Source organism: Ramlibacter rhizophilus (assembly GCF_004681965.1).
Taxonomy (GTDB): Bacteria; Pseudomonadota; Gammaproteobacteria; order Burkholderiales; family Burkholderiaceae_C; genus Ramlibacter; species Ramlibacter rhizophilus.
This window is the reverse complement of sequence record NZ_SMLL01000003.1, coordinates 1-18,273: the sequence shown is the minus strand read 5'-3', so window position 1 is coordinate 18,273 and position 18,273 is coordinate 1. Positions and strand designations below refer to the sequence as shown.

Sequence of the window (18,273 nt, the reverse complement as noted above, 5' to 3'; positions counted from 1 at the left end):
GTCGCGAACTCATGCGCTGCAGGTCGTGTGTCAGAGCATGCCCATGCATTGAGCCGCCCGGCCGCCGGCCTCGGCCGTTGCCGCGAACCATGCGCCCCCGGCGAGCACCAGTCCCATGATGCCGATGCGAAGCATCCGCGCCCGCCGTTGCGCCACGCTTGCGGCCCGCGCCCGCGCTGTCTTGATCCGCCTCATGCTGCACCCCTTTCATCGCGGCCCGCGCGGCCGCACGCCCTTCTTGTAAAGGGCGGGGGAATCCGGCGTGGTCGGCGATGCGCGCAGTCCGGTGGCGGACAAGACGCGCGCGCGAGTAGGCCGCCGACCCTCAGGGCACGCGCACCGTCACGCGCAGGAAGGTGGCCGGGATGGTCGTGCGCCCGGCTTCGCTGGCCTGGTTCTGCCGCTGGAAGAGCGCCTCCAGTTCCTCGCGCAACTGTTCCGCGCGGCCGCTCCTGTCCGCGGCCTCGAAGGCGTTCATGGTCGGGCCGTACCAGCGCCGGAAGCGGTCCACGAACTCGGCCGGCGCGCCCGCGAAGCGGAAGGTGTAGCTCTCGCGGGAAAAGTCGATGCGCTCGCGCGGCACGCCCGCAGCCTCGAAGCGCTCCAGCACGTTGCCCTCCACACCCCAGGTCATCGGGCTGACGAAGCCTTCCGGCGGCGGCGGCGAGTAGGCCGAGCTGATCTTGAGGATCTGGGAGACCAAGGTCGGGTCACCGGGGATCCAGTTGCCCATCACGATGCGCCCGCCCGGGCGCGCGACGCGCACCATCTCGCGCGCCACGTCGAAGGGCTTGGGCGCGAACATGGCGCCGAAGATGCTGACCACCCAGTCGAAGCGGTCGCTTTCGATGCCCTGCAGGTCCGAGGCATCGCCTTCCTGGAACCGGCAGCGCGAGCTCAGGCCCTCCTCGGCGGCGCGCGCATTGCCGGCGGCCACCAGGTTGCTCGCGATGTCCACGCCGAGGACCTCGGCGCCGAGCCGCGCCTCGGGCAGGGCCGTGGTGCCGTCGCCGCAACCCAGGTCCAGGACCCGGTCGCCGCGCTGGATGCCCAGCGACTGCACGAGCGACTCGCCGCTGTCGCGCATGGTCTCGGCAATGCGGGTGAAATCACCCTTCTCCCACAGGGCCTTGTTGGGGTTCATGGCAGCTCCTCTCAACGGGGAAAACGGCCATTGGGCGACGGGGCGCCGCTGCGGGCAAGGGAGCTTTGTCCCGGAGCCGCCCAGGCGCCGGGCGGCCGGGCGATCTACAGGCGCCCCAGGATCGCCCGCACCGCCTCGCGGCTCTCGTGCGCCAGCTGCGCCATGTCCAGCCCCGGAAGGGCTCCGTCCCGCACCACCTCGCGCCCGCCCACCAGCAGCAGGCGAAGGTCCGCCGCGCCGCCACTGGCGACGGGACCGATGGCCGGATCGTGCAGGCCGAAGTAGCGCGGGTTGCGGTCGATGCCGTAGAGCGCGATGTCGGCGGCCTGGCCGACGGCCAGGGTGCCGACCGCGTCCAGGCCCAGCACGCCAGCCCCGCCGGCCGTGCCCCAGCGCACCACGTCTTCCACCGTGACGGCGGCCGCATCGCCCTCGCCCGCGCCACCGCGGTGCAGGGCCACCGCGTCCTGGCCGCCGCGCGCGCGCTGCATGAGCCAGGCGGCATGGGTCTCGGAGATCATGTCGGCCGCCTCGTTGGAGGCGGCGCCGTCCACGCCGATGGAGACCTGCGCGCCGGCCGCTTCGAGCTGCCGCACCGGCGCGATGCCGCTCCCCAGGCGTCCGTTGCTCTGCGGGCAGTGCGCGATGCCGGTGTGCGTCGCGCCCAGGAGGGCGATCTCGTCCGCGTCCAGCTTGACCAGGTGCGCGAACCACACGTCCGGCCCCAGCCAGTCCACGGTCTCGCAGAAGTTCACGGGCTTCATGCCGTGGTGCTGGTGCACCGCGTCGTGGTACTGCACGGTCTCCGACAGGTGCGAATGCAGGCGCAGGCCCATGGACCGCGCGAAGGCTGCCACCTCGCGCAGCTCCTGCGGGCGCATGGAGTGCGGCGGCGTGGTGGGCGCGACCACCACGCGGCGCATGGCATCCGGCCGCGGGTCGTGGAACTCGCGCGCGGTGCGCTGCACCTCGCGCAGGAACCCCTCCAGCGTCTCGGGCCGCGAGGCCGCGGGGAGCTGGTCGCCCGGCAGGCGCGCGAGCGTGCCGCCGCCGCGGCACAGCACGAAGCGCAGGCCCAGGCGCGCGGCCTCCTCGAACTGGATGGCCGAGCCGTCGAAGGGCATGTCCGGCCAGTAGTGGTAGTTGTGGTCGGCCACCGTGCTGCATCCCGACAGGGCCAGCTCGATGAGCCCGATGCGCGTGGCCAGGCGGAACTCGGCCTCGTTCATCAGCGGCCGCAGCCGCATGGGCGTGGCCGCGAGCCAGGGCGTGAGCGTGGCGTTCAGGCCCTGCGGGTCGCCCTTGAGGAGCGACTGGAACAGGTGGTGGTGCGTGTTGACCCAGCCCGGGTAGGCCACGCAGCCGCTCGCGTCGATGACGCGTTCGCCGGGTCGCGGCGAGAGCGTTCCGATCTGCGCGATGCGACCGCCCTCCACGCGGATGTCGCCGCCCCGGGCGCGGGCCTTCACCCCGCCCAGGCCCGTGAGGACGGCCGTCGCTCCGCGAATGAGAAGCTCGCTCATGCCGTGACCCTTTCCGGCGGCGCCGCCTGCCCCACGTTGCCGCGATGCACCTCCTCCTCGCCGTGCTCGCGCAGCAGCGCCATGAGCTGCTTGCGGATCACCAGGCCCGGCTTGTCGGAGGCCATGTGGAACTCGGCGCGGCGCGCGATGTCCACGCAGGCATCCGGGTCGGTGGCCTCCAGGATCTCGCGGTCCTCGACGGTGATGGCCGCGTCCCAGTCGATCAGCTCCTGCGTGCTGCAGTCGGCCTCGGTGTCGCTTCGGTACAGCCACTGCACCAGCATCATGCGCTCGTCGTCGATGGGCGTGGCGCAGTTGTAGATGATGTGGCCGATGCCGCTGGCCGGATACGTGCAGCCGAAGCGCCGGGCGAAGGGCAGGTAGTAGCGGTTGACGAGGTGGCGATGCGTGATGGGCTCGGTGGTGCCGGTCACGCGGTGGCTGGCCTCGGGGTTGCGGATCGGCACCAGCGTCTCGGCCTCGAAGCCGTAGTCGGTCTCGCGGAACTCGTAGGGCGCGGGCTTGGGATTCTCCAGGATGCCGAAGTTGGCCTTGTGCACGTACGAGAAGTGCGAGTTGTCGAAGGAGTTCTCCATCATGCGAACGGGGCTGGTCTTCCACTCCTCGTAGAACTGGAAGATGCGCCGCCAGCCGGGCCGGCCGTCCTCGGGGAAGTGCGGGATGGGCCGCAGCGGGTCCTCCAGCGCCACCCACACGTAGCCGTATTTCTCCTGCGCGCGGTAGGCGGGGACTTTCGCGCCGGGTGGCACCGGCTGGTCGGCGGCCTGCGGGATCTTCACGCAGGCGCCGGTGCAGTCGTAGGTCCAGCCGTGGTAGCCGCAGACGATGTTGCCGCCTTCCACGAAGCCCTTGGAGAGCTTCGCGGTGCGGTGGCAGCAGCGGTCGGCCACGGCCGCGGGCGTGCCGTCGGCCTGCTTCCACAGGACCAGGTCCTCGCCCATGAGGCGGAAGGCCTGGGGGCCCTCGTCCAGCCGGGACATGGGCATGAGCGCGTACCAGAAGCGACGCAGCACGTTCTGCCGGGTGGTCAGCATGCGGCGACCTCCTCGCGCGGCTGCGCATTCCGGGGCCAGCCATGCGCCTCGGCTTCGCCGTGCGCCTGCAGGAGGGCCAGCAGGCGCTTGCGCATGATGAGGCCGGGCCGGTCGCTGGCCATGCTCTGCTCGTCGCGCCGGCCGACGTCCACCGGCGCGTCGGCGTTCACGGTCTCCAGGATCTCCTTGTCCTCCATCACCACGCGCGTGTCCCAGTCGTTGATCAGGTCGGCCGGGCAGTCGGCCTCTGTGTCGTTGCGGTACAGCCATTGAATGAGCTGGATGCGCTCGTCGTCGATGGGCGTGGCGCAGGTGTAGATCACGTGCTGCACGCCGCTGGGATAGACCAAGCCCAGGCGCCGCAGGAAGGGCAGGTGCCACTGGTTGGAAAAGCGCCGCTCGGTGGTCGGCTCGGTGCTGCCGGTGATGCGGTGCGACTCGGGCGGGTTGTTGATGGTGATGACCATCCTGGCCTCGAAGCCGTAATCGGTCTCGGTGATGCTGAAGTGCTGGGGCTTGTGCTGGTCGGCCTGGCCGAAGGTGCCCTTGTGCACGAAGGCGAAGTGCGCGCTGTCGAAGGAGTTCTCCATCAGGCGCAGCGCCCCGGTGCGCCAGGTCTCGTCGAACTGGTGCACCCGGCGCCAGCCCAGGCTCTCCTCCTCGGGCAGCGGCAGGTCGCGCAGCGGCTCGTCCAGCGCCACCCAGGCGTAGCCGAAGCGCTCCTGGCAGTGGTAGGCGGGCACCTTCGCGCCGGGCGGCACCGGCTGGTCGGCCGCCTGCGGGATCTTCACGCAGGCGCCGCTGCAGTCGTAGGTCCAGCCGTGGTAGCCGCAGACGATGTGGCCGCCTTCCACGAAGCCCTTGGAGAGCTTCGCGGTGCGGTGGCAGCAGCGGTCCCGCACGGCAGCGGGCGTGCCGTCCGCCGTCTTCCAGAGGACGATGTCCTCGCCGAGCAGGCGGAAGGGCTGCGGACCGGCGTCGAGCCGGTGCATGGGCATGACGGCGTACCAGAAACGCCGCAGCACGGGTTGTCGGGTCACGAGCATGTCGGGGGTTCTCCGATCGCCTCGCGCCCTCAGGGCAGGACCTTCAGGTCCTTGACGAACTGCAGGGTGTAGGCCTGCTGCCAGTTCGGATTCGGCTTGAGCTGGCCGCTCGAGACCATGAAGTCGTAGGTGGTCTTCCAGCGCGCGTCGGTCATCACGCCCGCGCCCAGGCGCGCCGCGTCGCCGCCGTCGAAGAACTTCATCTCCTTCATCTTCCTGTGCGCATAGGCGAGCATCTCGTCGTCCATCTTGGGGTTGTCCTGCTTGATCAGGGCATTGCCCGCGGCGGGGTTCTCCATGTAGCTCTTCCAGCCCTCCAGCGTGGCGCGCACGAAGCGCTGCACCATCTCGGGCTTGTCCTTCACCGTCTTCTGCAGCGTGACGATGGTGTTGCCGTAGGGCGGATAGCCGTCATCGGCGAAGAGGAAGAACTTGACCTTCTGCCCCGCCTTCTCGGCGGTGAAGGGCTCGGAGCTGGGGAAGCCCTGCTGCGCGAGGCCCTTGTCCGCGAAGAAGGGCTGCATGTTGGAGGTGTAGGGACGGGTCTGTTCGTCCTTGAAGCCGTACTTGAGCTTCAGCCAGGGCCACCAGGTGCTGCGGCCGCTGGTGGCCACGAGGATGGTCTTGTCCTTGAGGTCGGCCAGGCTGTTCACGTCCGGGTGCGTGACCATGCCTTGCGGCTCCTTCTGGAAGATGGCGCCCACGGTGACCATGGGCACGCCCTGCTCCAGCCCGGCGAGGACCTGGAAGTCCTTGCCCATCATGAAGTCGGCCTGCCCGGCGGCCACGAGCTGCACGGCGTTGACCTGCGGGCCGCCCATCTTGACGGTGACGTCCAGGCCATGCTTCTTGTAGATGCCGTTGGCCACGGCCTGGTAATAGCCGCCGTGCTCGGCCTGGGCATACCAGGAGGTGAGGAAGGTGACCTTGTCCTGCGCGAACGAGGCGGTGGCGGCGCAGGCGAGCGCGATGGCGGCGAAGGCGGATTTCATCGAGGAGGTTCTCCGGTGCGAATGACAAGGAACCAGAGCAATGACCCGTGGTGGCATGCGCCGCCACTGCCTGCTTCTACTCTGAGAGCGATGGATCAGTCGCCGCGAAGGTGAATCGTCGCTTCGACCTCGATCCATGCCATGTCAGAAGGCATGAACCGTGCCACCTCCACCACCGTGCTGGCGGGCGGCTGCGTGGGGTAGAACAGGCCCCGCACGCGGTTGTAGAACGGGTAGTGGCGCAGGTCCCGGAAGTACTGCACCAGCTTGATGGCGTCCTCCATGCGCGCACCGTGCTCGTGCGCGATCTGCCGGATGCGATCGAGCACGAACCAGCTTTGTGCGACGACCGGCGCCTCGTACAGGTCCACGGTCATCTGCCCCGTGTCGTAGCCGAGCGCGCGCAGCTGCTCGCGCGCGTGGGAGGGCAGTTCGTCGTAGCGCTGGATGACGGCCTGGCGCGCCGGGTCCACGGCGACGACGCCGCTCACGAAGAGGAAGTCGCCGGCGCGGCGCGCGGCGGCGTAGCGGGCCATGGGGTGGCCGATCTGGGAAGCGGTCATGGGTGGGGGATGCCCTTCGACAGGCTCAGGACAGGCCCTTCGACAGGCTCGGGCGAACGGGCTTGGTGGGCACACCGGCGACGCTCCCCCCCACCGTTCGGGCTGAGCCTGTCGAAGCCCAGCGCGTACAAGCCGCCCTCATTCCGGCACCCCCTCCCGCCACGCCCGCACCTTCCCCGGGTTCAGCAAATTCAGCGGATCGAAGCGACGCTTGGCCGCCACCACCGCCGGGTCGAGCCCGCCGCCGGCCTTGCCGTCCTCCACGATGAAGACATGCGGGTCGTTGATGCGCACGCCGTGCTCGCGGTGGATGCGCATGATTTCCTGCAGCCGCTCCTCGGTCGTGAACTCCACGATCTGCAGCGCGGTGCAGGTCAGCTGCCCGTCCAGCGTGCGGATGAACTCCGCATGCATCTGCACCTCCGGATGCAGCAGCGCGTGGAGCTTGCGCACCTGCGCCAGGTGCTGGCCGGGCGTGAAGGCGCTTTGCAGGTAGGTGATGTCCTTGCGCACCCGCAGGGCCAGCTGCGTGGTGTGGTTCCAGGTGGTCTCCAGCAGGGTGCGGCCGCCCTGGGCGACTTCCGCCGCGCTCTTGGCGTAGCTCACCTCTCCCCGCCAGGCGGCAGCCAGCTCGCGCATGGCGGCTTCGCCGGCCGGCGCGATGGCCAGCACCAGGGCATGGGAGCCGGCCGGCAGGTGCGCGGACCAGGCCGTGAGGTAGCCGGGAATGGGGTCGGCCAGCAGGCCGACCTCGCGCTTGACGATGCCGGGCGCCGCCGCGACCGCCTGGCCGAACTCCAGCGCATCGCCGAAGGCCTCGAAGACCACCAGGTGCTCCTGCCAGTCCAGGGCCGGCGCCATGGCCAGTTCGATCTCCAGCACCAGCCCATTGGTGCCCCAGAGGTGGTGCAGGGCCAGGGCCTCGGGCCCGCGCAGCTCCACGATCTGCGGCGACTCCTCGACGGTCATGACCTTGATGCCCAGCACGTTGCCGCGCGCGGCCAGCGGCCCGTAGTTGATGGAGCCCACGCCGCCGAAGCCACCACCGAAGAGGCCGCCCAGCGTGGCGCTGCGGAAGGTGGACGGCATGCAGCGCAGTTCCAGCCCGGCCGAAGCGCGGGCCTGCTTCTCGAAGTCCGCGAGGCGGATGCCGGCCTGCGCGCGCGCCGCGCCGCCGCGGGCCCACAGGAACTGGTTGAAGCCGGAGAGGTCCAGCACCACGCCGCCCTGCAGCGGCACGCACTGCCCATAGTTGCCGGTGCCGGCGCCGCGGATCGTGATCGGAACGCGCAGCCGCGCGCAGGCGGCCACCAGGGCACGGATTTCCTCCACGCTGCGCGGGCGCGCCACGGCTTCGGCCATCTTGCCGGCGAGCTGCCGCGTGAGCACGGGGCTGAACCAGGAGAAGTCTTGCGAGAGCCGGGCGATGCGCTGGGGGTCGCTCACCCAGTCGATGTCGGGCACCTCGATCTGCAGGTGTTCGATGGGGTTCAGGGGTGCGTTCATGGTTCGATGGGACGGAGTGAGCCTCCCTCCCCCCCTGGGGGAGGGTCGGGGTGGGGGGCGGCGAGGGCGCGCAGCCTCCCCTCCCTGCCTCCTCCCAATGGGGGAGGAGAAATGCGCATCAGTCGCGCGACAGTTCGCTCGCGTGCCAGGAGCCGAGCGCCAACTTGGACAGCCAGGCCATGAGCACGAAGAGTGCGACGCCGGTCAGCGAGATCAGCAGCAGCGCCGCGAACATGCGCGGGATGTTGAGCTGGTAGCCGGCGAAGAGGATCTGGTAGGCCAACCCCGTGTTGTTGCCACCGGTGCCGGCGACGAACTCCGCCACCACGGCGCCGATGAGGGCCAGGCCGCTGGAGATGCGCAATCCGCCGAAGAAATACGGCAGCGCGCTGGGGATGCGCAGGCGCAGCAGCATCTGCCCGCGGCTGGCGCGGTTCATCGCGAAGTAGCTTTGCAGGTCGGGGTCGATGCTGCGCAGGCCCAGCGTGGTGTTGCTGATGATGGGAAAGAGCGCCACCAGGGCGGCGCACAGCACCAGCGAAGCCGTGGGGTCCTTGACCCAGATGATGATCAGCGGCGCCACGGCCACGATGGGCGTGACCTGCAGCAGCACGGCATAGGGAAAGAGCGCCGTCTCGATCGCGCGGCTCTGCACGAAGAGGAACGAGACCAGCACGCCCGCGACGATGGCCACCGCGAAGGACAGCAGCGTGATCTTGAGCGTGAAGAGCAGCGCGCCGCCCAGCATCTGCCAGTCGGTGACCAGCGTCTGCAGCATGAGGATGGGCGAGGGCACGAGGTAGGCAGGCAGCTGGAAGCCGGTGACCGCGCCCTGCCACAGGCCCAGCAGCACCAGGGCCACGAGCAGGGGGTAGAGCACCTTGTCGTGGCGCCGGCGGGATGCGGATGCGGTGTTCATTCCATGTCCTCCTCGTTCTCGCGGCTCGCGCGCAGCAGGCTGTCCTGCAGGTGGCGCGCGTACCCGGAAAAGCGCGGCGTGACCATGAAGTCCGGCGTGCGCGGGTAGGGCTCGTCGATCACCACCTCCTCCACGATGCGGCCCGGCCGGGCGGCCATCATGATCACGCGGGTGCTGAGGAACACCGCCTCGTGGATGGAGTGGGTCACGAAGATGACGGTGAGCTTCTTCTCGCGCCACAAGGCCAGCAGGTCGGCGTCGAGCTTGTGGCGGGTGATCTCGTCCAGCGCGCCGAAGGGCTCGTCCATCAGCAGCAGGTGCGGCTGCACGACCAGGCTGCGCGCGATGGACACGCGCATCTGCATGCCGCCCGAGAGCGCGCGCGGCAAGGCGCGCGCGAACTTCTTCAGGCCCACCAGCGCCAGCGCGTCGAGCACCCGCGCCTCGGCTTCGGCCCGCGGCACGCCGGCCAGGTCCAGCGGCAGGCGCACGTTGGTGGCCACGTCGGCCCAGGGCATGAGCGTCGGCGCCTGGTAGACGAAGGCCATGCGCTTGTCGGCCTCGTGCAGGCGGTCCACGGGCTTGCGCCACAGGAGCAGGCGACCGTCGCTGGGTTCCAGCAGCCCGGCCATCATCTTGAGCAGCGTGCTCTTGCCGCAGCCCGAAGGCCCGAGCAGCGTGACGAACTCGCCTTCCTGCACGGTGAGGTCCACCGGCTGCAGGGCGACCGTGCCGCCGGGGTAGGTCTTGTGCGCCGAGAGCACCTCGACGGCCGCGGCGGCCGGGGCCAGCGCGGCGAGGGGTTCGCGCATCAAGGCAGCACCTTCGTGGTCTTGATGAAGTCCAGCTTGACGGCGTCTTCCACCTTCAGCTTGCCGGCTTCGATCAGCTTGTTCTCGACCAGGAAGGCATGGTTCTGGCGCACGCGCGCCACGTCCATGGTGCCGATGCCCTGCGCCTTGGCCTCGCCCGAAGTGACGATGCCCATTTCCTTGAGCTTGCCCACGCTGTAGGCGATCTGTTCGTCGCTCATGTTGGGGTTGTCCTTCTTGATCAGCGCGGCGCCGGGTGCCGGGTCGGCCAGGAAGCTCTTCCAGCCTTCCATGGTGGCCTTCACGAAGGCGTCCACCACCTTGGGCCGGTTCTTCAGCGTGTCCTCCATGCAGGAGATGGTGGTGGCGTAGGAGGTCCAGCCGTGGTCGGCGAAGAGGAAGGTGTTGGCCTTCACCCCGGCCTTCTGCACCGCGAAGGGTTCGGAGCTCAGGTAGCCCTGCTGCACCGTGTTCTTGTCGGCGACGAAGGGCTGGATGTTGAAGGTGTAGGGCCGCGTCTGCGAGTCCTGGAAGCCGTACTTCTTCTTCAGCCACAGCCAGTAGCCGCGCTGCGCCGAGGGTGCGATGAGGATGGTCTTGTCCTTCATGTCCTCGAAGGACTTGACCTGCTCGTGCGCGATGAAGACCTGCGGGTCCTTCTGGAAGATGGCCGCCACGGTGACCACCGGCAGGCCGCCGGCGCGCGCCACCATCATCTGCATGTCGCTGGAGCCCATGATGCAGTCGGCCTGGCCGGCGGCCATGAGCTGCAGGATGTTGACCTGCGGCCCGCCCATCTTGATGGTCACGTCCAGCCCGGCCTTCTTGTACAGGCCCGTGGCCACCGCCTGGTAGAAGCCGCCGTGCTCGGCCTGGGCATACCAGTTGGTCAAGTAGGTGAGCTTTTCCTGGGCCGAGGCGCCGGCGGCGGTCGCGAGGCCGGCGAGGAGGGTGGCGAGCAGGCGGGTGCGGTGGAGGGTCATGGGGTCGGGTGGGGAGTGGGTCGGGTGAGAGCGCAATTGCAAATTGCGGGCCATGACCAGGGGGAGTTCCTCCTTTCCCCGCTGGGGGAAGGCCGGGATGGGGGCCACGCGTTCGAGCCACATGGCCGGCGCGCGCGGCCCCCACCCCTGCCGTCCCCCAAAGGGGGAGGGGGAATCACGAGCGCGCTGACTCGATGTGTCCGTGCTGGTGCACATGGCCCCAGGACGGCGCCTCGCGCACCACCCAGCGCATCTCGAACAATTCGGTGATGGCCTGCACCCAGCTCGCGCTGAGCGTGTCCAGGATGTCCAGGCCCTGCTCGCGCGTGGCGCCGCAGGGGTCGCCGATGACGCCGCTCGGGCCGAAGTCGCGCGCGGTCCAGGCGCAGGCGGGGCGGCCGTCGGCGGACAGCATCTTCGAGGGGAAAGGCGGCGGGAAGTTGGGCGCGGCGCGGTCCATGTGCACCGTCTGCGGCGCCAAGGCCAGCATCAGCGCGGTTTCCGAATGGCCGGCGTGCATGGCGAGCTTGCGCTCCTGGTCGTGGATGTACTTGCCCGAGGAATTGGGCAGGCGCGAGACATGGTGCGGCACCACCACGTAGTCGCCATGGCGCAGGCGCAGCTCGCGCGCGGCCATCTCCAGCACCTGCGGCTGGCCGCCGTGGCCGTTGGCCAGCAGCAGCTTGCGAAAGCCCGCGCGGTAAACCGACTCGCCGATCTCCTGCACCACGGCGAGCAGCGTGGGGCCGGTGAGCGTCATGGTGCCGGGAAAGTGCAGGTGCTCGTCGGACTTGCCGTAGGTGATGGGCGCCAGGCCGAAGGCGCGCACCGCGGCGGGCAGGCGCTCCAGTGCCTTGCCGAGCACGCCGGCCGAGATGACGCTGTCCACCGCGCAGGGCAGGTGCGGACCGTGCTGCTCGATGGCGCCGACCGGCAGCACGATGACGGTGTTCTCGCGGTCGGGCAGCTGGTCGATGTCGGTCCAGCTCAGGTAGGGCAGGAAGCGTTCGGCAGGGATGTAGCCATGCATCATGGTGTGAGGTCTTTTCGGACGGAAAGGAAATTCAGGCGAAGCGGGCCATCGCCTGGCCCACCCGGGCCATGAAGCGCGCGAGGCGCGGCGGCGTCGCGACGTTCATGTGGTAATAGGCGTGGTAGTCCACGCGGGCGCGGTTGCCGGTGAGGCGCCGCAGGTAGCGCGTGACCATCTTGCGCGGCGGATCGCCCATGTACCAGGCCATCCAGCGCGGGCGGCCGTAGGTGACCACGGCGCCGATGCGGCGGATGTTCGTGAGCAGGGGCTTCACGTTCGCGGGGTCGCTGATGTCGAAGGCCACCCCGGGCATGAGCAGCCGGTCGAAGAAGCCCTTGAGCATCGCCGGCAGGCCGAAGCACCAGGTCGGAAAACAGAACACGATGGCCTCGGCCCGGCGCAAGCGGTCCACGTAGAAACCCAGCGCCGCCTGGTTGGCTGGCACGTCGTGGTAGCCCAGGCGTTCCTCGCGCGACATGACGGGATCGAAGCCTTCGGCATACAGGTCGCAGTCGTCCACGGTGTGGCCGGCCGACCGAAGCTGCCGCAGAACCTCGCGGTGCAGGGCGGCGTGGAAGCTGGTCTCCACCGGGTGGCAGTAGACGACTAGGACATGCATGGCGAGCCGGACGGGGACTTCGGTGCGTCCCGTCTCGCAAGGGCTGTGCCAGCGCCCTCCGGCAGAGTCAGCCGAGCAGCCCCGGATTGCGTTGCCAGACGCTCCAGGTCAGGGCCGCCGCGTAAGTGACCCAGGCCAGGTAGGGCAGCAGCAGCACGGCCGCCCCGCGGTGCAGGCGCCAGAAGCGAACGATGGTGGCGGCCAGCAGCAGCCACAGCAGCAGCACGTCCGCGAAGGCGAACGCCCCCAGGCGCCAGGCGAAGAAGAGCCAGCTCCAGGCCGCGTTGGCCACGAGCTGGGCGGCGAAGAAGGCCAGCGCGGTGCGCATGGCCACGCCCTGCGTGCGCCAGACCAGCCAGGCGGACACGGCCATCAACGCATACAGCACCGTCCACACCGGCCCGAACAGGCCGGCTGGCGGCGCCCAGGCGGGGCGCTGAAGCTGGGCGTAGAACGCAGGCGCTCCCGCCGAGGCGATGGCCCCCAGGCCCGCGGCGGTGAAGCACACGCCCAGCGCGATGGCCAGGGCCAGCGCCTGCCGGCCCGGGGACGGGGTGGGCGGTCCGGCCGAGGGTTCGCCGTGAAGTGTCGAAGGCATCGCAGCTCCTGTCGAGGTCGTTGGCGCAGCATAGGTGAGCCGGGCCAGGGTGAGCCCCTGCCGCTATAGTCCCCCGCTGATCCCAAGGAGTACCCCGTGACCCGGCCCCTGCCCTCCCCCACCGCGCGCGCGCCGCGCTGGTACCACGGCTGGAACATCGTGGCGGTGGGCAGCCTGCTGACCTTGCTGGCCGTGGGCATGCGCCTGGGCATCGGCCCCTTCTTCCTCCCCATCACCGAAGACCTCGGCTTCAGCCGCAGCGTGCTGGCGGGGATCGTGGCGGTGGGCATGATCGTGTACGGCCTGGGCATGCCGCTGGCCGGATGGCTGGTCGGCCGCTGGGGCACGGCCACCGTGCTCACGCTCGGCGTGGCGATCGTCGCCGTCTCCGTGGCCTGGGCGGTGAACACCTCCAGTGCGCAGGGCTTCCTGTGGTCCTTCGGCGTGCTGATGTCCGTGGGCCTGGCCTTCACCAGCCCGGTGGCCATGACCCCGGTGATCAGCCGCTGGTTCACGCGCCAGCGCGGCATGGCGCTGTTCTTCCTGTCCACCGGATCCATGGCCGGCATGGCCGTGATGACGCCGGTGCTGGCGGCCGCCATCGAGGCCTATGGCTGGCGCATCGCCATGATCGGCTTCGCGGCCGCGCTCACGGCCTTCGCCCTGCCGGCGGCCTGGCTGGTGGTGCGCGACCAGGCTCCGGAGCACACCGACCTGCGGCCCGAGGACATCGCCACGCGGCCGGCGACGGCGCCGTCCTCGCAGCCCGCCCCGGGGCTGCGCCACGCCATCGCGACGGTGCCGTTCTGGAACATCGCCCTGGGCCTGTTCGCCTGCGGCTTCAGCATGAACCTGCTGGGCACGCACGGCGTGCCCATGCTGATGGACCACGGTTTCGACGCGCATTCCAGCTCGCTGGGCATCGGCCTGATCGGCCTGGTGGCGATCTTCGGCACGCTGGTGCTGGGCCGCCTGTCGGACCGCATGCCCAAGCGGCAGCTGCTGGCTGCCATCTATGGCGTGCGCGGCATCGGCTTCTTCGTGCTGGTGGCCGTGGGCACGCACTGGGAGCTGTACACCGCCGCGAGCATCGGCGGCATCGTCTGGGCCGGCAGCATCGCGCTGTCCTCGGCCATCCTCGCCGACGTCTACGGCGTGCGCCTGGTGGGCGTTCTGTACGGCCTCACCTACCTCAGCCACCAGCTCGGCGGCATGGTGAGCGCCTGGCTGGGCGGCTGGGCTTACGAGGCCTATGGCACGCACTGGATCGCCTTCGGTTCGGCCGGCGTGCTGCTGCTGGGCGCGGCGGCCGTGTCCTTGCAGCTGCCGCGCGCGGGGGCGGGGGCGCTGCGGACGGCCTGAGCAAAGCTCGAGCTGCCGATTCGTTCGCAGCGTCTCAGTACAGGACGCGGCAGCGGATGGTGCCCGGGATGCCGCAGAGCGAATCGAGCGCCGCCTCGCTGGCGTCGGAGTCCACGTCGATCACCACGTAGCCCACGTCGTCGTTGGTGCGCAGGTACTGCGCGGCGATGTTGATGCCGGCATCCGAAAAGCGCTCGTTGACGCGGGCCATCATGCCCGGCACGTTCCGGTGGATGTGCAGCAGGCGCGAGCGCCCGGCATGGCCGGGCAGCGACACCTCGGGGAAGTTCACCGCCGTGACGGTGGAGCCGTTGTCCGAATAGCGCACCAGCTTGGCGGCCACCTCGCGCCCGATGTTCTCCTGCGCCTCGGCGGTGGAGCCGCCGATGTGGGGCGTGAGCAGCACGTTGTCGAACTTGACCAGCGGCGAGTCGAAGCGCGCGTCGTTGCCCTGCGGCTCGACCGGGAACACGTCGATGGCCGCGCCGGCCAGGTGCTTGCGCTCCAGCGCGTCGGTGAGGGCGTCGATGTCCACCACGGTGCCGCGCGAGGCGTTGATCAGATGGCTGCCAGGCTTCATCCGCGCGAGCTGCGGCGCCGCGATCATGTTCTGCGTCTCGGGCGTCTCGGGCACGTGCAGGCTCACCACGTCGGCGGCCTGCAGCACCGCGTCCAGCGACGAGAGCTGCCGCGCATTGCCCAGCGGCAGCTTGGCCTCGATGTCCACGAACACGACCTGCATGCCCAGGTGCTCGGCCAGCACGCCGATCTGCGTGCCGATGTGGCCGTAGCCCACGATGCCCAGCGTCTTGCCGCGCACCTCGTGGGAGCCGGCGGCGCTCTTGACCCAGCCGCCCTGGTGCAGCACCGCGTTCTTGTGCGGGATGCCGCGCATCAGCATCACGACCTCGGCCAGCACCAGCTCGGCCACGCTGCGCGTATTGGAGAAGGGCGCGTTGAAGACGGGGATGCCGCGCAGCATGGCCGCGCGCAGGTCGATCTGGTTGGTGCCGATGCAGAAGGCGCCGATGGCGGTGAGCCTGGGCGCCTGGGCCAGCACCTCGGCGGTGAGCTGCGTGCGCGAGCGGATGCCCAGGAAATGGGCGTCCTTCAGCACCTCGGCCAGCTCGTCGCCGGCCAGAGCCTTGGGGGCGGTGACCACGCGCGCGTAGCCCGCCTGGTCGAGCGTGTCGATGGCCGAGGGATGGATGCCTTCGAGCAGGACGAACTTGATCTTTTCCTTGGGGTGCGAGAGCCGGGGGGTGTTCATGGGCGATGCGGGAAAGAACGCGCGGCGCCGCGCCGCACGAGAGGGCCATTAGAGCGGAAAGCCAAGCCCCCGTGGTTCGTGGCGGTGCTCCGCGGCGCAGGAGCTCGGCCGTGCAACAGCAGGTAAGTCGGACAACATGAGACGGCGCGGCTGGGCCTGCTGCCTATGCTTGGGCCATGCATGCCGCCCCAGCGCCCGCCGTTTCGAACCGCGAGTTCGGCAAGGGCCTCGCGCGGGCCTACGCCGGGGCGCTGATCTTCGGACTGCCCCTGTTCATGACCATGGAGATGTGGGAGCTGGGCGTCCACCTGCCAGCCTGGAAGCTCGTCACGCTGCTGGTCCTGTTCTTCCCCTTTCTGGTGGTGCTCTCCTGGCACGTGGGCTTCGAGGACACCTTCAGCTGGCGCGGCGACGTGGTCGATGCGCTGGTCGCCTATGGCGTGGGCTTCACCGCCTCGGCGGCGGCGCTCGGGCTCATCGGCGTGCTGACCCCTGAGGGCTCGCTGCGCGAGGCGGTGGGCAAGGTCACCCTGCAGGCCGTTCCGGGGAGCATCGGCGCGCTGCTGGCGCAGTCGCAACTGGGCGAGCGCGGGCCTCGGGACGCGCAGCCTTCGGGCGAGGAGCACTGGGCCAGCGAGGTCTTCATCATGGCCGTCGGCGCGCTGTTCCTGTCCTTCAACCTCGCGCCCACGCAGGAGATGCTGCTGATCGCGCTGCGCATCGGCGCGGGGCAGGCGCTGCTGCTCATGGCGGTGTCGCTGGCGCTGATGCACGCCTTCGTCTACGGCGTGGCCTTCCGCGGCCAGCCGGCCGTTGCCGCGCACGAGAGCGGCTGGCCGCTTTTCCTGCGATTCACCGTGGTCGGCTACGCCCTCGCGCTGCTGCTGAGCGCCTTCATGCTGTGGATGTTCGGAAGCCTGGAAGGAAGCGGCCTGGTGCCGGCGCTCAAGGCCGTCGCGGTGCTGGGATTCCCGGCCGCCATCGGCGCGGCCGCCGCGCGGCTCATTCTCTAGGACCCTCCATGGCACACGAAGGCAGCGAAGGCAGGCAAGCCAGGCAGACCGAGGACAACCCCCTGGCCGAATGGATCGCCGCGGCGGTGGCCGCCGTGCTGGTGGCGGGCAGCGCCTCGGTGCTGGGCTGGCACGCGCTGCACGGAGAGGACGGACCGGCCGCACCCGTGCTGGAGGTGCGCGGTATCCGTCCACAGGGCGGCGACTGGCTGGTGGAGCTGCAGGTGCGCAACGCCGGCCGGCAGGCGGCGGCCGACCTGCAGATCTCGGGCACGCTGCGCGAGGGCGGCGAGCCGGTGCAGCGCAGCGTCGCGCGCCTCGATCTCCTGCCCCCCGGCTCCAGTCGCCGCGCCGCCCTGCTCTTCGACCGCGACCCGCGCGGGCTGGAGCTGCAGCTGCGCGCGGAGGGTTACCAGGCGCCCTGAGCGCGCTGGCTACACTCGCCGGACCGCACGGCCCGGGCATGCGCGCCCGGTGGGCTCGCCATCCGCGGCTGCACCGTGCGAGCCTGCGCCATCCACATGAATCAAGACTGCGTCGCCGTCCGGCGGCACTCCCCCTGGCTGACCGTCAACCTGATCGCCCAGTTCGCGTTCGGGCTGGTGGCCATGACCATCTGCCTGCCCTCCATGCAGGACTGGCCGCGCCTGTTCGCCGCCAGCCAGGCCAGCGTGCAACTGACCTTCAGCGTGTACGTGATCGCCTATGGCGTGATGCAGCTGGTGTACGGCGCGCTCTCCGACCGCCTGGGCCGCAAGCCCGTGCTGATGGCGGGCCTGGTCGTGGCCATCGTCGCCTCCGTGCTGGCAACGATGGCGCCGACCATCGCCTGGCTGATCGCCGCCCGCGGCCTTCAGGGCGCCGGGGCGGCGGCCTGCATGGTGGTGGGCCGGGCACTGGTGCAGGACCTCTTCGACGCGCACGAGCGAACGCGCACCACGGCCTTCATCGGCATGACCATGGGCCTGTGCCCGCCGGCGGCCACGCTGCTGGGCGGCCAGCTGCACGTGCATGTGGGCTGGGCCGCGAATTTCTGGTTCATGGCGATGCTGGGCCTGGCCCTGCTGTTCGCGGCCTGGAAGGGCCTGCCCTCCCCCGCCCGGCGCCCCGCCGGCGAGGACCGCGGCAGCTGGCGCGACAGCGTCGCGGGCTACGCGCGGCTGGCGCGCGTGCCGGCCTTCCTGGCCTACGTGGCCATCCTCGCGGGGTCCACCGCCACCTTCTACACCTTCCTGGCCGGCGCCCCCATCGTCCTGGGCGGCTACGGCGTGGGCCCGAAGGAGATCGGCTGGTACCTGATGTCCATCCCCATCGCCTACATGCTGGGCAACTGGCTCACCACCCGCCTGGTGAGCCGGCTCGGCGACCGCCGCCTCATGAACGCGGGCCAGGCGCTGGCCCTGCTGGGCCTGCTGCTCACGCTGGCCGTCGGCATCGCCGGCTGGCGCTCGCCTTGGGCGCTGGCACTGCCGCTGATGGTGCTGGGCGTGGGCCACGGCCTCCTGGTCCCGCCGGCGCTGGTGGGCACCGTCGGATTGCTGCCGGCGCTGGCGGGGTCGGCGGCAGCGGTGACGGGGCTCATGCAACAGCTCTTCGGCGCGCTGGGGGGTTACCTGGTGGGGCTGGTGCCGCACGAGGGGTCTGTGAACCTGGTGTTGTTGATGATCGGGTGGGCTGTGGTGGGGATCGGGGCGCAGGGGGTGTTGTTCGGGAAGGCGCGGCGCTAGGGCTTTGGCTTTGGCGGCGTGTTGCTGCGTTCGTGGCTTGCCGGGTCTCGGCCCGGCGGCCGACCTCCTTTCTTTTGCTTCGCCAAAAGAAAGGAGGCAAAGAAAAGG

Annotated in this window: 19 protein-coding genes; 4 read left to right on the top strand and 15 right to left on the bottom strand. The window is 70.1% G+C overall.

Annotation, left to right across the window (positions count from 1 at the left end; all coding sequences use genetic code 11):
• Positions 1 to 30: 30 nt before the first annotated feature.
• From EZ242_RS21950 to EZ242_RS06425, 14 genes are all read right to left on the bottom strand, one after another.
• Entirely contained in the window at positions 31 to 195 is a 165-nt protein-coding gene (locus tag EZ242_RS21950) for a hypothetical protein (protein ID WP_167784673.1), read from the bottom strand.
• 130 nt (positions 196 to 325) lie between these two features.
• Positions 326 to 1,144, bottom strand: coding sequence for a class I SAM-dependent methyltransferase (locus EZ242_RS06485; protein ID WP_135284335.1), 819 nt, complete (start codon positions 1,142 to 1,144; stop codon positions 326 to 328).
• 104 nt (positions 1,145 to 1,248) lie between these two features.
• A complete protein-coding gene (locus tag EZ242_RS06480; RefSeq protein ID WP_135284334.1) occupies positions 1,249 to 2,667 on the bottom strand; it encodes an amidohydrolase family protein in 1,419 nt (472 codons plus the stop codon).
• On the bottom strand, positions 2,664 to 3,722 hold the full coding sequence (locus EZ242_RS06475) for an aromatic ring-hydroxylating dioxygenase subunit alpha (RefSeq protein ID WP_135284333.1): 1,059 nt from the start codon (positions 3,720 to 3,722) through the stop codon (positions 2,664 to 2,666). Before EZ242_RS06475 ends, EZ242_RS06480 begins: the two co-directional genes overlap by 4 nt.
• The gene (locus EZ242_RS06470; RefSeq protein WP_135284332.1) at positions 3,716 to 4,768 is read right to left on the bottom strand and encodes an aromatic ring-hydroxylating dioxygenase subunit alpha; all 1,053 of its coding nucleotides are present in this window, start codon (positions 4,766 to 4,768) and stop codon (positions 3,716 to 3,718) included. Before EZ242_RS06470 ends, EZ242_RS06475 begins: the two co-directional genes overlap by 7 nt.
• Positions 4,769 to 4,797: 29 nt before the next feature.
• Positions 4,798 to 5,760, bottom strand: coding sequence for an ABC transporter substrate-binding protein (locus tag EZ242_RS06465; RefSeq protein WP_135284331.1), 963 nt, complete (start codon positions 5,758 to 5,760; stop codon positions 4,798 to 4,800).
• Positions 5,761 to 5,855: 95 nt separating this feature from the next.
• Positions 5,856 to 6,323: a RidA family protein gene (locus EZ242_RS06460; protein WP_135284330.1), complete on the bottom strand. Its 468-nt coding sequence runs from the start codon at positions 6,321 to 6,323 to the stop codon at positions 5,856 to 5,858.
• Between the two features lie 138 nt (positions 6,324 to 6,461).
• Positions 6,462 to 7,829: an FAD-binding oxidoreductase gene (locus EZ242_RS06455; protein WP_135284329.1), complete on the bottom strand. Its 1,368-nt coding sequence runs from the start codon at positions 7,827 to 7,829 to the stop codon at positions 6,462 to 6,464.
• Between the two features lie 118 nt (positions 7,830 to 7,947).
• On the bottom strand, positions 7,948 to 8,748 hold the full coding sequence (locus EZ242_RS06450; RefSeq protein ID WP_135284328.1) for an ABC transporter permease: 801 nt from the start codon (positions 8,746 to 8,748) through the stop codon (positions 7,948 to 7,950).
• On the bottom strand, positions 8,745 to 9,560 hold the full coding sequence (locus EZ242_RS06445; protein ID WP_135284327.1) for an ABC transporter ATP-binding protein: 816 nt from the start codon (positions 9,558 to 9,560) through the stop codon (positions 8,745 to 8,747). Before EZ242_RS06445 ends, EZ242_RS06450 begins: the two co-directional genes overlap by 4 nt.
• Positions 9,560 to 10,543 (bottom strand): ABC transporter substrate-binding protein, encoded by a 984-nt coding sequence (locus EZ242_RS06440; protein ID WP_135284326.1) that lies wholly within the window; start codon positions 10,541 to 10,543, stop codon positions 9,560 to 9,562. Before EZ242_RS06440 ends, EZ242_RS06445 begins: the two co-directional genes overlap by 1 nt.
• Before the next feature lie 175 nt (positions 10,544 to 10,718).
• A complete protein-coding gene (locus tag EZ242_RS06435) occupies positions 10,719 to 11,576 on the bottom strand; it encodes a creatininase family protein (protein ID WP_135284325.1) in 858 nt (285 codons plus the stop codon).
• A 31-nt stretch (positions 11,577 to 11,607) separates the two neighbouring features.
• Positions 11,608 to 12,195, bottom strand: coding sequence for an NAD(P)H-dependent oxidoreductase (locus EZ242_RS06430; RefSeq protein WP_135284324.1), 588 nt, complete (start codon positions 12,193 to 12,195; stop codon positions 11,608 to 11,610).
• Between the two features lie 67 nt (positions 12,196 to 12,262).
• On the bottom strand, positions 12,263 to 12,793 hold the full coding sequence (locus tag EZ242_RS06425; protein ID WP_135284323.1) for a TspO/MBR family protein: 531 nt from the start codon (positions 12,791 to 12,793) through the stop codon (positions 12,263 to 12,265).
• A 96-nt stretch (positions 12,794 to 12,889) separates the two neighbouring features.
• On the opposite strand from EZ242_RS06425, the gene EZ242_RS06420 reads away from it, so the two are divergent.
• Positions 12,890 to 14,155 (top strand): MFS transporter, encoded by a 1,266-nt coding sequence (locus EZ242_RS06420; RefSeq protein ID WP_240787010.1) that lies wholly within the window; start codon positions 12,890 to 12,892, stop codon positions 14,153 to 14,155.
• Between the two features lie 34 nt (positions 14,156 to 14,189).
• Here the strand turns inward: EZ242_RS06420 and serA are convergent, their stop codons facing one another.
• Complete coding sequence (gene serA / locus EZ242_RS06415; protein WP_135284322.1) at positions 14,190 to 15,425, bottom strand: phosphoglycerate dehydrogenase; 1,236 nt, start codon at positions 15,423 to 15,425, stop codon at positions 14,190 to 14,192.
• A gap of 176 nt (positions 15,426 to 15,601) precedes the next feature.
• Here serA and EZ242_RS06410 point away from each other — a divergent pair, with 176 nt between their 5' ends.
• The 3 genes from EZ242_RS06410 (at position 15,602) to EZ242_RS06400 (ending at position 18,165) form a co-directional block, all read left to right on the top strand.
• Positions 15,602 to 16,438: a TIGR02587 family membrane protein gene (locus EZ242_RS06410; protein WP_135284321.1), complete on the top strand. Its 837-nt coding sequence runs from the start codon at positions 15,602 to 15,604 to the stop codon at positions 16,436 to 16,438.
• A gap of 8 nt (positions 16,439 to 16,446) precedes the next feature.
• Positions 16,447 to 16,863: a hypothetical protein gene (locus EZ242_RS06405; RefSeq protein WP_135284320.1), complete on the top strand. Its 417-nt coding sequence runs from the start codon at positions 16,447 to 16,449 to the stop codon at positions 16,861 to 16,863.
• 96 nt (positions 16,864 to 16,959) lie between these two features.
• Positions 16,960 to 18,165 (top strand): multidrug effflux MFS transporter, encoded by a 1,206-nt coding sequence (locus tag EZ242_RS06400; RefSeq protein ID WP_135284319.1) that lies wholly within the window; start codon positions 16,960 to 16,962, stop codon positions 18,163 to 18,165.
• Positions 18,166 to 18,273: the final 108 nt, after the last annotated feature.

Bases quoted from the DNA above. Each gene is read 5' to 3' on its own strand.
- EZ242_RS21950 (WP_167784673.1), bottom strand. From the start codon at position 195: ATGAGGCGGATCAAGACAGCGCGGGCGCGGGCCGCAAGCGTGGCGCAA.
- EZ242_RS06485 (WP_135284335.1), bottom strand. From the start codon at position 1,144: ATGAACCCCAACAAGGCCCTGTGGGAGAAGGGTGATTTCACCCGCATT.
- EZ242_RS06480 (WP_135284334.1), bottom strand. From the start codon at position 2,667: ATGAGCGAGCTTCTCATTCGCGGAGCGACGGCCGTCCTCACGGGCCTG.
- EZ242_RS06475 (WP_135284333.1), bottom strand. From the start codon at position 3,722: ATGCTGACCACCCGGCAGAACGTGCTGCGTCGCTTCTGGTACGCGCTC.
- EZ242_RS06470 (WP_135284332.1), bottom strand. From the start codon at position 4,768: ATGCTCGTGACCCGACAACCCGTGCTGCGGCGTTTCTGGTACGCCGTC.
- EZ242_RS06465 (WP_135284331.1), bottom strand. From the start codon at position 5,760: ATGAAATCCGCCTTCGCCGCCATCGCGCTCGCCTGCGCCGCCACCGCC.
- EZ242_RS06460 (WP_135284330.1), bottom strand. From the start codon at position 6,323: ATGACCGCTTCCCAGATCGGCCACCCCATGGCCCGCTACGCCGCCGCG.
- EZ242_RS06455 (WP_135284329.1), bottom strand. From the start codon at position 7,829: ATGAACGCACCCCTGAACCCCATCGAACACCTGCAGATCGAGGTGCCC.
- EZ242_RS06450 (WP_135284328.1), bottom strand. From the start codon at position 8,748: ATGAACACCGCATCCGCATCCCGCCGGCGCCACGACAAGGTGCTCTAC.
- EZ242_RS06445 (WP_135284327.1), bottom strand. From the start codon at position 9,560: ATGCGCGAACCCCTCGCCGCGCTGGCCCCGGCCGCCGCGGCCGTCGAG.
- EZ242_RS06440 (WP_135284326.1), bottom strand. From the start codon at position 10,543: ATGACCCTCCACCGCACCCGCCTGCTCGCCACCCTCCTCGCCGGCCTC.
- EZ242_RS06435 (WP_135284325.1), bottom strand. From the start codon at position 11,576: ATGATGCATGGCTACATCCCTGCCGAACGCTTCCTGCCCTACCTGAGC.
- EZ242_RS06430 (WP_135284324.1), bottom strand. From the start codon at position 12,195: ATGCATGTCCTAGTCGTCTACTGCCACCCGGTGGAGACCAGCTTCCAC.
- EZ242_RS06425 (WP_135284323.1), bottom strand. From the start codon at position 12,793: ATGCCTTCGACACTTCACGGCGAACCCTCGGCCGGACCGCCCACCCCG.
- serA (WP_135284322.1), bottom strand. From the start codon at position 15,425: ATGAACACCCCCCGGCTCTCGCACCCCAAGGAAAAGATCAAGTTCGTC.
- EZ242_RS06410 (WP_135284321.1), top strand. From the start codon at position 15,602: ATGCATGCCGCCCCAGCGCCCGCCGTTTCGAACCGCGAGTTCGGCAAG.
- EZ242_RS06405 (WP_135284320.1), top strand. From the start codon at position 16,447: ATGGCACACGAAGGCAGCGAAGGCAGGCAAGCCAGGCAGACCGAGGAC.
- EZ242_RS06400 (WP_135284319.1), top strand. From the start codon at position 16,960: ATGAATCAAGACTGCGTCGCCGTCCGGCGGCACTCCCCCTGGCTGACC.